At 46.3% G+C, this 14,097-nt stretch carries 10 protein-coding genes; 7 read left to right on the plus strand and 3 right to left on the minus strand.

The window, feature by feature from the left end; translation table 11 throughout:
- Nucleotides 1–47 precede the first annotated feature (47 nt).
- From WH46_RS07975 to WH46_RS07985, 3 genes are all read left to right on the plus strand, one after another.
- The gene (locus tag WH46_RS07975) at nucleotides 48–935 is read left to right on the plus strand and encodes a fumarylacetoacetate hydrolase family protein (RefSeq protein ID WP_046226325.1); all 888 of its coding nucleotides are present in this window, start codon (nucleotides 48–50) and stop codon (nucleotides 933–935) included.
- Between the two features lie 141 nt (nucleotides 936–1,076).
- On the plus strand, nucleotides 1,077–2,144 hold the full coding sequence (locus tag WH46_RS07980; protein WP_046226326.1) for an AI-2E family transporter: 1,068 nt from the start codon (nucleotides 1,077–1,079) through the stop codon (nucleotides 2,142–2,144).
- A 264-nt stretch (nucleotides 2,145–2,408) separates the two neighbouring features.
- Complete coding sequence (locus WH46_RS07985) at nucleotides 2,409–5,216, plus strand: chitinase N-terminal domain-containing protein (protein ID WP_017812189.1); 2,808 nt, start codon at nucleotides 2,409–2,411, stop codon at nucleotides 5,214–5,216.
- A gap of 216 nt (nucleotides 5,217–5,432) precedes the next feature.
- On the opposite strand, the gene WH46_RS07990 is transcribed toward WH46_RS07985, so the two are convergent.
- Nucleotides 5,433–5,801, minus strand: a complete 369-nt coding sequence (locus WH46_RS07990; protein ID WP_017812190.1) for a DUF423 domain-containing protein — start codon at nucleotides 5,799–5,801, stop codon at nucleotides 5,433–5,435.
- Between the two features lie 68 nt (nucleotides 5,802–5,869).
- On the minus strand, nucleotides 5,870–6,799 hold the full coding sequence (coaA, locus tag WH46_RS07995; protein WP_017812191.1) for a type I pantothenate kinase: 930 nt from the start codon (nucleotides 6,797–6,799) through the stop codon (nucleotides 5,870–5,872).
- A gap of 274 nt (nucleotides 6,800–7,073) precedes the next feature.
- Between coaA and WH46_RS08000 the strand changes: the two genes are divergently transcribed.
- The 4 genes from WH46_RS08000 to WH46_RS08015 all read left to right on the plus strand — a co-directional run bounded on the left by WH46_RS08000 (nucleotide 7,074) and on the right by WH46_RS08015 (nucleotide 12,265).
- The gene (locus tag WH46_RS08000; protein WP_017812192.1) at nucleotides 7,074–8,720 is read left to right on the plus strand and encodes a tetratricopeptide repeat-containing diguanylate cyclase; all 1,647 of its coding nucleotides are present in this window, start codon (nucleotides 7,074–7,076) and stop codon (nucleotides 8,718–8,720) included.
- Nucleotides 8,721–8,805: 85 nt separating this feature from the next.
- Nucleotides 8,806–9,858 (plus strand): LLM class flavin-dependent oxidoreductase, encoded by a 1,053-nt coding sequence (locus WH46_RS08005; protein ID WP_046226327.1) that lies wholly within the window; start codon nucleotides 8,806–8,808, stop codon nucleotides 9,856–9,858.
- 349 nt (nucleotides 9,859–10,207) lie between these two features.
- Nucleotides 10,208–11,236 (plus strand): acyltransferase family protein, encoded by a 1,029-nt coding sequence (locus WH46_RS08010; protein ID WP_046226328.1) that lies wholly within the window; start codon nucleotides 10,208–10,210, stop codon nucleotides 11,234–11,236.
- Between the two features lie 201 nt (nucleotides 11,237–11,437).
- The gene (locus WH46_RS08015) at nucleotides 11,438–12,265 is read left to right on the plus strand and encodes an aldo/keto reductase (protein ID WP_046226329.1); all 828 of its coding nucleotides are present in this window, start codon (nucleotides 11,438–11,440) and stop codon (nucleotides 12,263–12,265) included.
- 103 nt (nucleotides 12,266–12,368) lie between these two features.
- Here WH46_RS08015 and WH46_RS08020 read toward each other — a convergent pair whose 3' ends face one another.
- The gene (locus WH46_RS08020; protein ID WP_046226330.1) at nucleotides 12,369–14,066 is read right to left on the minus strand and encodes a methyl-accepting chemotaxis protein; all 1,698 of its coding nucleotides are present in this window, start codon (nucleotides 14,064–14,066) and stop codon (nucleotides 12,369–12,371) included.
- Nucleotides 14,067–14,097: the final 31 nt, after the last annotated feature.

Genomic DNA, 14,097 nt, shown 5'->3' on the forward strand with positions numbered 1-14,097 from the left:
ATAAGCACCTCCAGCATGTCATCATGGATGTTGGAGGTGTATTTGTGATGAAATATGTTCATTATCAGGTAGAAGGACAGCATCAGCTCGGGATTCAATTGGAAAAGGGGATTCTGCCGCTGCATGTACTGGAAAGTGCTTTGCCAGACGGAATAAGACTTCCGCATACCGTTATGGAACTGCTGGAGACCAAAATGCTTCATACCAGCCTGGAACATCTACTGCATCATCATCTATCCGAGTATGAGAACAGTCTGCTGACAGAAGATCAGGTGCAATGGCTGCCATGTATACCACATCCGGGCAAAATTATCTGTATCGGTCTGAACTATCGCAAACATGCAGCCGAGACGAATATGCCTGAGCCGGAGACACCGGTAGTATTCAGCAAGTTCTCGGATTCAGTCACTGCACATCTGGCCGATATACGTATCCCCGAGTCTGCAAAGCAGCTGGATTATGAAGCAGAACTGTGCATGGTTATTGGACAAATCGCCGAGAATGTGAGCAAGGAAAATGCATTGGATTATGTATTTGGCTACTGTACAGCAAATGACCTGTCTGCTCGTGATCTGCAGATGCGAACAAGTCAATGGCTGCTCGGCAAGACTGGTGCAGGGTTTGCTCCATTGGGACCGTATCTGGTTACTGCTGACGAAGTAGGCAATCCAAATCAGTTGGGCATACGTGCTTACTTGAATGACAGACAAGTTCAGAGCTCGAATACATCGGACATGATTTTTCATTGTGACGAATTGATTCATTATTTATCCCGGCATATGACTCTTCAGCCTGGTGATATTATTCTGACCGGTACACCGGAAGGTGTAATTATGGGTCTGCCCGAGTCAGAACGTCAATGGCTTGAAGCTGGTGACCAGGTGACGATTGAGATCGACAGACTGGGACGACTCACCAATACATTTGTCCGTTAAATAAAAAAACATGCAGTTGATACCGCTCCCATTTCTGCTATATCGCTATAGTTAACAGTGCTTTTACATGCGCTTGGTGACATCGAAGCCCAAACACGTTATTATGGAAGGAGTGGACATAAATAGAGATGAGGTCTGTGGATGAAGGTAAGAGAGTGGCTCAACCATGATGGAATCAGACGAATTATAGTATTATTGATCCTTGTGCTAATCATTTATTCAATGTCTAGCATGATGAATATTATTCTGATGACCCTGCTGCTAACTATATTGATTGGCAGCCTGTATAACGGTGTTATGAAGCTGTTTCGTCGGGTGATTCCTAATGTATCCCCGTTCTTTGTACTGCCGCTAGTCTATATTGTATTGATCGGTGTGATCGGCTGGGGGGTCTATCGCATGGTACCAACGGTCAGCACACAAGTGGTGCAGGTATATGGAATGATACAGGATGTATATATGCATCCGCAGGAGAGCAAGTGGAATCATTATATTGTGGAATTTTTGCGCACACTGAATATTGAACAAGTGCTGGAGAATGTAGGACATTTTATCGGTCCCGGATTTACGGTGCTGCTCAAGATTAGTCAAATCGGTTCGCAGCTATTTATTGCTATGCTGCTAAGTTTGTTCTTTTTGCTGGATCGTTCGCATATCGCACGATTTACAGCTTCTTTTCAGGACAGCAAACTAAGCTGGTTTTTCAAGGAAGTAGGATATTTTGGCAAGATGTTTTTGAATACATTCGGTAAAGTTATCGAAGCCCAGCTGTTGATATCGTTCATCAATACGATTTTGACGATCACGGCGCTATGGTTAATGGGATTCCCGAACCTGATCGGGCTGGCAGTCATTGTATTCGTATTGGGACTGGTGCCGGTAGCAGGCGTATTTATTTCCCTTATCCCGCTTAGCCTGACAGCGCTTAGCGTAGGTGGGATCGAATATGTGCTGTATCTGGTGATTTTGATCCTGATTATTCATGCGATCGAAGCGTATCTGCTCAATCCCAAGCTAATGTCCAGCAAAACAAACCTACCTGTATTTTATACCTTTGTTATTTTGATTTTCTCCGAGCATTTTATAGGTCCTTGGGGACTTATTATCGGTATTCCTCTATTTGTGTTCTTCCTTGATCTGATCGGTGTAAATCGTGGTAACGCTGGTCCGCCGAGAGAAGAGAAATCGGTATCCCGGTTGCCAGAATAATTGCTTGAACAAATAGAATGTTGTCTTATAACAGAAGGCGGTTGTTGTTCCTTTTGTTGTTATCCGACCAAAGAAGCTTTGCCCATGATAATTCGGGAAAGCTTCTTTTTTGTGCTGTATTTTATATGGTAAATGTACTGTAGGAATAGCAAAAAAATGGTATATGAATAAATAAGTTTTTATTTTACAAAATTCATGACTTTTGCATATATTTCCATGGTAAGATATTGCCGTTACATACTATTTCGGTTACAGGGGGCATTTATGGTTACATGGAACGGACTGAGGTCCAAGGGATTAAAAACATTGCTGGCAGTATCGCTGGCATGGCCGCTGCAAATGGCATTTGGCGGAGAGAATATGACGGTTCATGCGGAGACAGCGAGTGATCCGGCGCCTTTTATCAATGCCAAGATTGTAAATGAAAACGCTGGCAAAAAGGTGCTTTTCGATAATACACACGGTCAGACATCCGGTGCAGCAGATTGGGTCATTGATGGTGGATTCTCGGATTTTGCTAATGGACTGGCAAATGACGGCTACGATGTCAAAGAGCTGCGCAAGACCGTATCATTTACATACAGCGATCTGAGCCCTTATGATGTGTTCGTTATTGCTGAACCCAATATTCCTTTTAAAACAAGTGAACAGGCTGCCATGGAGCAGTACGTGGAGAGCGGCGGCAGTATTTTCTTCATCGGCGATCATTACAATGCCGATCGTAACAAAAACCGCTGGGATGGTTCCGAATCGATCAATGGTTATCGCCGCGGAGCATGGGAAGATCCTGCCAAAGGAATGTCCGAGGGTGAGCGTAATTCAGCAGCGATGAAGGATGTAGTCAGTTCGGACTGGCTGTCGGATAACTTCGGTATCCGGTTCCGTTATAACGCGCTCGGGGATATCAATGCGAATAATGTAGTCGCTCCCGATCAGGCATTTGGTATTACGGAAGGGGTTAACAGTGTAGCAATGCATGCAGGCTCTACACTGGCAATTACCGATCCTACCAAAGCCAAAGGTATTGTCTATCTGCCCGAGACCAAAGAAGCCTGGGGTAATGCAGTAGACCAGGGTGTCTATAATGGCGGTGGAGTAGCAGAAGGACCATACGTAGCCGTGTCCAAGCTGGGACAGGGCAAAGCAGCATTTATCGGTGATTCTTCTCCGGTGGAAGATGCTTCGCCAAAATATCTTCGTGAAGAAACAGGCACCAAGAAAACAACTTATGATGGATTCAAAGAAGTAGACGATGCTACGCTACTCGTAAATACAGTAAACTGGTTGTCCACCGACGAGAGCTATACTCGTCTGGATCAGGTGGAAGGTCTGGTGCTGGATCAGCCTACGCCGCAGCTGGCTATCGAGACGCCGCAGACATCTACAGAACCACAGGCAGAACCGTGGTCTGCACCTGCAGCCGGTTACAACTGGTGGGACCCTTCTACATTCAAACCCGGCTCCTATGGAAGTACAGTTAGCGTAACCAATCCGACGTACAGCTTTGTGCATCAAGCCAAGCTACCGAACGCCGAAGAATTCCAGCTGCGTATCGTAGCGGATGATCTGACGCCAAATAGTACGACGACAGGCTTCAGCACAGGTATTTTCGTGACAGGTGGCAGCCAGGTAGCCCAGATCCAGAATGCAGATGGTACTTGGCCTGCTTCCTATGGATACAGCTCCACGTATAGTCTGACCGCAGACAGCAAAGGACATGCGATCAAGGATCTGACCGTACGCATCAAGCCGGGTACTGAAGGTACAGCCAGCCTGCGTCTGCGCCAGAATGGCAGCAACCTGCTGACCAGCTCGGTCAATATTGCGAATGTACCGGCAGAGCCGCTGCCAACAGATGATGGCGGAGTTCAGATTCCTGCATTGACTGATATCAAAAGTGCGCGTAATCAGGCACCGGGAACCGTCGTAACGGTAAAAGGTATCGTGACGTCAACGCCGGGATCATTTGGCGGACAGGCATTCTATATGCAGGATGAGACAGGTGGCATCTACGTCTACCAGAATCAGAGTGGATTTGCACAGGGTGATGTTATTCAGATCACTGCTCCAACGACCGTCTATAACGCTGAACTGGAACTGACAGACCCGATCGCCATTGAAAAGACAGGTACTGCTTCATTGCCTCAACCTACTACTGCAGTAACGGTAGATGCTTACAATCAAGGACAGCTGGTTCAGCTGAAAAATGTAACGGTCAGCAATATTGTCAGTGCAACACCAGCTGGTTCGTTCGAATTTGATGTAACGAGTGATGTATACACAACCAATGCAGTGAAGACACATGTACGGGTCGATGGACGTACTGGCTTGACGCTGGCAGACTTCACTTACCAGTCAGGCGATCAAGTGAATATCAGCGGTATTGCTGCTATCTTCAAAGACAGCTTCCAGCTGAAACCAAGAAGCAGTGCTGATATTACGGCTGCCGAACCGACAGAACCAACTCCGCCAGTCAAAGATCCGCTGGCAACAGGAGTTCCGGGTACTCCTATGCTCTCCGATAATAACGGTCAGGATACAGGACTGCGTGATGGTGATTATCGTATTACGATGAATATGTGGTGGGGCAATAACGGTTCGTCCTACAAATTGTATGAAAATGATCAATTGATCGGGGAAGGGAAGCTGACAGATCAATCTCCAGCTGCCCAGGTATTGACTCAGGATATTCAAGGCAAAGCAAACGGTACGTACACTTATGTACTGGAACTGACGAATAGCTATGGCACCACGAAGAGCCAGCCGCTAAAAGTCGAAGTGAAAGACGCCGTGCCGGGCAAACCGGTACTGGCAAGCAATAATTGGGATGGTGACGGCAGTTACTCCATTACGATGAATCTATGGTGGGGAACCAATGCTTCCGAATATCGTCTGTATGAAAATGGTAAATTAATCGATACTCAATCGCTGAAAGCATCTACGCCACAAGCACAAAATGCTGTCAGTGCCATAACAGATCGGGCACCAGGCGAGTATGTATATACGGCCGAACTGGTAAATGCTGCAGGAACGACACGCAGTGATGAAATAACAGTGCGTGTTGTGCGTTAATTTTGTAGTCGAATTTTAATTTCCAAAAAGTATAAAACAAAAGCCCTGAATCCTGCCAGCACAGATTGCTGCAGAAGATTCAGGGCTTTTTTATGGACACATTCATATGATTATTGGTGAAGACTTGCTAACGAATAAAATAAATACGGCTGAATTACAGTATACAAATTTTTGAGATAAAGGATTGCTATTCGATTTTACTGCCAGTAGGCTGGATCAGGACAGTACAGCGATTAACAGCAGTACCCAACCGGCGAGGAACAGCAGTCCGCCAAGCGGTGTGATCGCTCCCAGCTTGCGTACGCCGCTCAGACTGAGTGCATACAGACTGCCGGAGAACAGAATAATACCTGCAAACAGACACCAGCCTGCAGCTACTGCAAGACTTTGTCCCTGCAGGAAGTTCTGGGCCAACGATCCAATGATCAGCATACCGAGACTATGAGCAATATGATATTGAATACCGGTTTCGTAGATCTTCATCATATCCGGTGAGAGTTTGGCTTTGAGCGCATGAGCGCCGAAGGCTCCAAGCGCTACCGCAAGAAACATCATGATACTGCCGACTACAAGAATGGATTGCAATGTATGTTCCTCCGTCAATAAGATTTAAAATAGCGAGAATGGTGAGTGAAAGGTGCACCGGGCTCCAATCAAAGTTTACGCAGAAAAATATTTTGAATGCTATGATCTGCTTCCTTGCGGAGGATCAGTTGGGCACGCCCCTTGGTCGGGAGAATATTTTCATGCAGATTTTTGGCATTAATCGTCTTCCAGGTATGTTTTGCCGCTTCTTCGGCTTCATCTGCTGTCAGGTGACCAAACCGATTATGGAAATACGAATCCGGATTTTGGAACACCGTCTGGCGCAGCAATTGAAAGCGCTCTACATACCAACGGGCAATATTGGATTCATCTGCATCAATAAAGATGGAGAAATCAAAAAAGTCACTGACAAACAAAGGGGACTGCTTTTTGACCTGCAGCACATTGATACCCTCGACGATCAGAATATCGGGGTTGTTGATAATACTCTCTTCATCAGGAATTCTATCATAGGTCAAATGCGAGTATTTGGGTGCTCTCACATCAGGCTTGCCGGATTTGATATCTCCCATAAACTCCATTAGCCGTTTAATATCATAACTTTCCGGAAATCCTTTTCGGTTCATGATCCCTTTTTCCTCCAGAACCACTTTGGGATAAAGGAATCCGTCAGTCGTAACCAGATCGACTCTGCGGTGGGTATCCCAGCGGGACAACAGAGTCTGCAGCAGGCGGGCTGTTGTACTTTTACCAACGGCTACACTGCCTGCTATACCAATAATAAAAGGCGTTTTACGGGCTTTTTTCTTAAGAAAAGTAGTGGTGAGTTGGTGAAGCTGCTGAGAAGCGCCAACGTACAGATGGATGAGATGGGTTAATGGTAAATAGACCTCTTCCACTTCTTGCAGAGAAACATGCTCATTCAATCCTCTCAGCTGTTCAAGTTCTCGTTCGGTTAATGGTAGTGGGGTATGATGATCTCTCAAGGAAGCCCATTCCTTGCGATCGAACTCGATGTATGGCGAATAACGTTTCATGTGCTCTCACTTTCTGACTTTTTTTATTTCTAGTGTAACAAATTTGGCGCATAAAAACCTCATTTCTTCATAGGAATGAGATAAGGCCATCCAATTTGGGTAAAGATTATAGAAAATTGCTAAATTAATTATCGTTAGTTACAAGTTCGCTAAAGATTTTAGGTATAAGCAGTGTTAATATAGATTACATAGAAATTAGGACTATAGAAATAGATATAAATAGGCAGATACATAACAGGCTGGTGTCTTTGCTTGTGATAGGGGAGGGATAATCTTGACCAAATCCGTTAATCGACATTTTGTTCCGGTTCGCAGCTATTCTCATTTTAGCAATGATAAAAATATAAATAACCTCAATATAGACGATATGGACAGTTATACGGCAGAGCAATTTGCTGACGTATTGGATACACTGGAACTTATGCCGTATCGTAATACCAACGCAGCAGTTGCAGCTGTGCAGAAGGCACTTGTTCTGGTTGAAGAGATGGACAATGAAGAACTAAGCCAGCGGACCCGTTTGATCCAGGCAGATGTAATGGCGAGGCAGGGCAAAGTAGCAGAAGCCGGACGGATTATGTTCCATATTCATCAGTGGGCAGAGGAGCATCGGCATCCTCACATTCTCGCACGCAGCCAGCGTTTGATTGCCGGATTTTATCGGCGGATTGGAGATAATGAGAGCGCTCTTCAGCATGCGATAGCCGGTCTGCGCGAACTGCCGGATACAGCTCCGCCGTCTACACGGGCGGATCATCTGATGATGCTCGCACTGACACTTGATGAAGTAGGTGCTTATGAAGATTCGGAGCGCCGCTTCCAGGAAGTACTGATGCTGGCTACTCTGATGGATGATACCCAGCTGCTCATGTTCGCGCTCAATAACATGGCTTATACCCGCTATGAAATGGGACAAGCCGAAGAAGCTTATCGGCTAGTGAATAAGCTTCGTGATCTCGCCAAACGTAAACATGTAGAGTTGGGTGCTTCCCAACTCGATACAATTGCACAGGTCGAGATTCTGCTCGGTCATCCGGCCCAGGCGGAACAAACGCTGGCTCCGGTTATTAATGATCCGCTTAGCCGCAAACTGGGTGATCTGATGGTACTTCCGGAATGTCTGCTTACTGCTGCCGAAGCGCAGCGGCTTCAGGGTAAATTGACACAGGCACAATCAACATTGGATGAAGCCAGACATCTATGCCATGAGCACGGTCTGCCAGGATTGATGGTACGTGCCCGGCTGCAGCAGTCCGAACTGTTTGCAGCAGCAGGGGATTACCGCAGTGCCTATGAGGAGCATAAGCGTTATCACGAGGCAGGGGAGAAACTGCGTTCTACCGAGAGAGAAGCACGTGCACGTATTATGCAGATTACATTTGATGCAGAAGAGGCACGCCGGGACAGTGAGTTGTTCCGTGAGCTTGCTCTGCGTGATCCGTTAACCGGACTTCATAATCGCAGGTATATCGAACCTTATATCGATGAGCTGCTGGAAGATTCCTTTGCACAAGGGCAGTCGGTAACGGCAATTTTGATAGATCTGGATCATTTCAAGACGATTAATGATACATTGTCTCATCAGGTAGGGGATACGGTGCTGGTGCATCTGGCCAAGATTCTGTCGCTTACGGTGCCGCCTTCCTCAGCGCTGGCCAGGATCGGTGGCGAAGAATTTCTGGCAATTCTGCCGGATACCAATGCAGTACAGGGACTTCAGCAGGCAGACCGTTTACGACAGGCAATCCATTCTGCAGATTGGAGCACTATCACGGGGACTTTACCGGTTACAGCAAGTCTCGGTGTAAGTACAATGGCTGGTGTTGCCATTAACAGAACGGAACTGCTGGCGATTGCGGATCATCGTCTGTATGAAGCCAAGCATTCAGGTCGCAACCGTGTCGTCGGAGATTCCCTGTAAAGTAAGAGATTGACTGGCATTTTAGCTGGAAAAGGCGGATAATAGTATATTGAACCTCTACTATTTCCAAGAAGGAGGCATATCTATGTCTGATCAATATTCATCATCTCGGGAGGCAACTCCTGATCATATAACACTGTCGGTGCTCGATCTGGCACCGGTCAATGCAGGTGCGACTGCATCTGATGCGCTACGTAACAGTCTGGATCTCGCCCAACATGCCGAAAAATGGGGATATAACCGCTATTGGGTAGCCGAACATCACAATATGCCGGGAATTGCGAGTTCAGCGACATCCGTTGTTATCGGCTATCTGGCTGGTGGGACTTCCACGATTCGTGTAGGCTCCGGCGGAATTATGCTGCCGAACCACGCCCCGCTCGTCATTGCCGAGCAGTTTGGCACACTGGAGTCGCTGTATCCCGGACGAATCGATCTTGGACTCGGACGAGCTCCAGGCAGTGATCGCCGTACGACACAGGCTCTGCGCCGGGATATTAACAGTGGAGAAGATTTCCCTGAGCTATTGGATGAACTGAGTCGTTTCTTCGATGCTTCCTCCACTTCATACCATGCGCCGGTGCGTGCTGTGCCGGGCGAAGGATTATCTATTCCGATCTGGCTGCTGGGCTCCAGTGATTTTAGTGCCAGACTGGCTGCTCAGAAAGGTCTGCCATTTGCATTTGCTGGACACTTCTCGCCGGATTATACACAGCGTGCACTGCGTATCTATCGTGAATATTTTACGCCATCGGATGTATTGAAAGAACCGTATGCGATGCTTGGTGTAAATGCAATTGCAGCGGATACAGATGAAGAAGCCGAATGGCTCAGCACTACGATGCAGCAGCAGTTCCTGAATATTATTCGTGGTCGTACCGGCCAGATTCAACCACCTGCAGATATGACCGGCAAATGGTCGGAGTATGAACAGGCTGCTGTCGAGAAACAGCTTCGTTCTACCATCAAGGGTGGACCGGAGACGATCAAAAAGGGTCTGCAGCAGTATGTAGCAGATACCGGGGTTAATGAGCTGATTATTACCAGCATGATTTATGATCATTCGGCTCGTCTGCGTTCCTACGAGATCATTAGTGAAGCTGCAGGGATTCGCAAACCCATGCAATCCCATTCCTGAGGCATTACCGCCTGATCGGTTGAATGGATAAATATCACACTTTCATTAACTACTTTATCATCACATTTCTATTCATAAATCCTTATAGAACCCGGTATTGCGAATTATAGGCAATATCGGGTTTTTGGTATGTTGTTTTCCTGGGTCGATTGGATATCTGTTATACCGGTTGTTATAATTGGGGTTCATGTTGTATAGCTGCGGGTATAAGACCCCATACCTGTCCAACCATTGTCAAACTGCCGGATGCTTTGTTGTATCCTGCGGATTATATAGGATTTCCCTCTCCAGCATCGTACAAAAAAAGACCGCTTTGATCAGGGTCCTCTTTGTGAAGGGAGTGTAGAGTGTGACCAAGAGGGATGCTTATTTCGATAACGTCAAATTTCTGCTTATTCTGCTGGTCGTCATCGGTCATCTGGTCGAGCCTTTATATGATGATCCGCTGCTGCGGCCGCTGTATTTATTCATTTACTCTTTTCATATTCCGATGTTTGTTCTGGTATCCGGCTATTTTGCCAAAAATATCGGTACCGGTGATTACCTGAACAAGGTGATCAGCAGGCTGGTTATTCCGTATCTGGCATTTGAGACACTGTATTCGTTATTTGATTACTGGATTTATGATCGGAATGAGCTCGTATTTTCCTACTTTACTCCCTATTGGCTGATGTGGTTTTTCTTCAGCATGATCTTGTGGAAAGTAGCTATGCCTTACATTATTCGTATCCGATATGCACTGCCTATTGCGATAGCGGTAGCTCTACTTGCCGGCTATGCCAATGATGCACAGTACTATGCCAGTGTCTCGCGTACGATAGTATTTTTCCCGTTTTTCCTGATTGGTTATTATCTGGATAAGTCGATGATTAGCAGACTCCATACCCGAGTAATGCGGATTGTCTCGGCGGTTGCACTGGGAGTATCCTTTGCCATGATCGTGTTCTATTCACAGCTGTATCGCAAGGAATGGTTCTATGGCAGCTTTTCCTATGAGTCGCTCGGACATAACGAATGGAGTGCAGGTATATACCGTATCGGTGTCTATGCACTGGCGATAGTAGTCGGTGGAGCAGTACTGAGCCTGGTTCCCCGTCGCAATCTTCCGGTTGTATCGGGAATGGGGATGAATACTCTGTACACGTATCTGCTGCATGGATTTATTGTAATGGCCCTGACAGCAGGTGGCTTGTATGATATTCTGGATTCTGCTGCCAGCAAGTGGCTGCTGATTCCTATGGGTATCGCTATAACTGTTATTCTGTCGCTGAGTAGTATTCGCACCTGGCTGCGCTGGCTGATCGAACCGCGCGCACGTCGAATATTCAAGCGTCATCCTGGCCGTTCCGGTCGGGAAGGACAGACCGAACACGGATAAACCAATTCACATTCATGTTTACGTGTCAGCACTCCATTGCAGGCAAGAGGGGCAGTTTGTTCCAGTTATTCGAGAACAAATGATACAGTCGCCAATCTGAGAATTGAACAAGAAAATCAGTATTTGGTTCATTTTATCGGAATGAACGAATGGGTTATAATCATAGAGGCAGTCATCATACACACAGGAGGAACAATAGTCATGCAAAATCTGCAATCAACTGTTCAGTTATCCAATGGTGTTCAAATGCCATGGTTTGGACTGGGCGTATACAAAGTAGAAAATGGTGATGAGGTCGTAAGCTCGGTTAAATGGGCGATCGAAGCCGGTTACCGCAGTATTGATACAGCGGCACTCTATCAGAATGAAGATGGAGTAGGTCAGGCAATCCGTGAATCGGGTGTATCTCGTGAAGAACTGTTTATAACTACCAAGGTATGGAATTCGGATCAGGGATATGAGAGCACGCTGCAAGCTTTTGAACAGAGTCTGAACAAGCTGGGACTCGAATATGTAGATCTGTATCTGGTACACTGGCCGGTCAAAGGCAAATACAAAGACACCTGGAGAGCGCTGGAGAAGCTGCATGAAGACGGCAAAGTTCGTGCGATTGGCGTATCGAATTTCCAGGTTCATCATCTGGAAGATCTGCTGGCAGATGCCAAAGTTCGACCGGTAGTCAATCAGGTAGAGCTGCATCCGCTGCTCAGTCAGGTGGAACTGCGTAATTACTGCAAAGAGCAGGGAATTCAGATCGAAGCATGGGCACCACTGGCTCAGGGAAGATTGCTGGATAATCCGGTTCTGCAGGAAATTGGCGAGAAATATGGCAAGTCGATCGCTCAGGTGCTGCTGCGCTGGGATCTGCAAAGTGGCATCGTCACAATTCCCAAATCGATCAAGCAGGAACGGATTGTGCAAAATGCTGATATCTTTGATTTTGAACTATCTGCAGAAGATATGCAGCAAATCGATGATTTGAACCAGAACCAGCGCTTTGGAGCCGATCCGGATAATTTTAATTTCTAACAGGGTGGATGTGTACTGGTAAGATGGTACATTTCATTAAATATATAATCGCAAAAAAAGACCGTTACACGCTGAGTGTACGGTCTTTTTTGTGATAACAGGATTAAATTTTGAACTGATTGACCACTGTCTCCAGAGAGGTGGACATTTCTTTGAGTTGTTCGGTCGTTGCTGTCATCTGCATAAGGGAAGAGGTCTGTGCTTCGGTCATTGAAGAGACTTCTTCGGTAAAAGCAGCAGTTTCTTCCGTAATACGCGTAATCTCCTGCAGAGCTGAACCAACAGACTGGGTACCTTTTGACATTTGCTCTACGGAAGCAGCTACATCGGTAATCTGTGCGTTCAATGAATCGATCTGTGCCACAATCGTACCAAAAGTATCGCCTGCTTCATTAAGCGAAGCTACGCCTTCCTCCACATTGCTGGCGCTGTCGGTAACCAGGTGTACAATGCTTTGAATACCGGTTGTCATCGAATTGATAATCACACTGATTTCTTTGGTAGAACGGGAAGACTGATCAGCCAGTTTACGAATCTCATCCGCAACAACGCTGAATCCGAGACCGTGTTCACCGGCTCTTGCTGCTTCAATAGCAGCATTGAGTGCGAGCAGGTTGGTCTGATTGGATGTCTCGGAGATATAACCGGTAATAGACAGAATTTCGCGTGATCGATCTGCCAATTCGCGTACACTGCTTTGAATTTCTTTGAAAGCATGTGCCATTCCCTCTACACTGCTTACACTGCGATGAATTTTATCTTCGCCGACAGAAGCCAGATCCTTGGTCGTGCGGGCTAGGCCAGCTACTTCGTTGGTTGTACCTGCGACTACATCGAGACCGGCAATAGACTGTTCCATAACAGCAGAGATATCTTCTGTACGGGATACCTGATTTTCGGCTCCCTCGGATACTCTTTGAATAGATTGAGCTACTTCAGCTGCAGAACGTGAATTCTCCAGAGCCCCTTTTTCCAGCTGAATAGATGCTTCAGCCAGCTGCATAGTGTTGCCTTTAATTTCACCGATAATCTGTTGTAGACTACTAAGGAGCGCATTCGTGGCAGCACCCAGATCTTTCATTTCATCCTTGCTTGTGACTTCGATTCGGCGTGTCAGATCTCCGCCCGAGGAAGCAATATCATCAATTGTTGCTGTAACAGCTTTGACGTTTTTGCTGATTCTGCGGGAAATGATTGTACCGATAACCATAGCCAGCAGTGTAACACCAGCAAGCAGAGAATAGAGCAGAATCTTCAGATTCACATTGCTGGTATGAATGCCTTCTACACGCTTGATCGTTAACTGGGTTTCTGTATCCAGGAAAGTATTCAACTGTTGGCGGAAAGCATCCATATCGGTTTTACCGGGATCAGTTGCAAAGAATTGATTCAAAGCAGCTGTATTATTGGCACGCTTAAGCTCGATAACCGGCTCACCTGCTACACTAATCCAGTTTTCAATCCGTGCTTTGAGAGCCTCCAGATTTTTCTGTTGAGTCGGGTTATCTGCGAGCAGCGGATAAAGAGAATTATAATTTTTCACCCATTTGGTTTTACCATCATTATAGGGAGCCAAATAGCCATCTTCGCCTGTAATTACGAAGCCGCGCTGTCCTGTCTCCATATCTACAACATTCAGCTTCATCTGATTGGCTAAATCATGTACCTGCATATCGTGACTGGCCACAAAAGTCATACTGTCTTCCAGCTCATTGATCCGTGAGTGCACGATCACGATCGTCGCTGCAAAGCAAAGTACAATAATAATATAGCCCAAAAGAATTTTGTTCATAATGTTCATTTTCACAGTCCACCTCTGTTTATAAGATTAG

The sequence above is a fragment of the Paenibacillus dauci genome (assembly GCF_000971985.1).
GTDB lineage: Bacteria > Bacillota > Bacilli > Paenibacillales > Paenibacillaceae > Saccharibacillus > Saccharibacillus dauci.

Coding starts and splice junctions, on each gene's coding strand:
- WH46_RS07975 (WP_046226325.1), top strand. CDS start 48: ATGAAATATGTTCATTATCAGGTAGAAGGACAGCATCAGCTCGGGATT.
- WH46_RS07980 (WP_046226326.1), top strand. CDS start 1,077: ATGAAGGTAAGAGAGTGGCTCAACCATGATGGAATCAGACGAATTATA.
- WH46_RS07985 (WP_017812189.1), top strand. CDS start 2,409: ATGGTTACATGGAACGGACTGAGGTCCAAGGGATTAAAAACATTGCTG.
- coaA (WP_017812191.1), bottom strand. CDS start 6,799: ATGAAACGTTATTCGCCATACATCGAGTTCGATCGCAAGGAATGGGCT.
- WH46_RS08005 (WP_046226327.1), top strand. CDS start 8,806: ATGTCTGATCAATATTCATCATCTCGGGAGGCAACTCCTGATCATATA.
- WH46_RS08015 (WP_046226329.1), top strand. CDS start 11,438: ATGCAAAATCTGCAATCAACTGTTCAGTTATCCAATGGTGTTCAAATG.
- WH46_RS08020 (WP_046226330.1), bottom strand. CDS start 14,066: ATGAACATTATGAACAAAATTCTTTTGGGCTATATTATTATTGTACTT.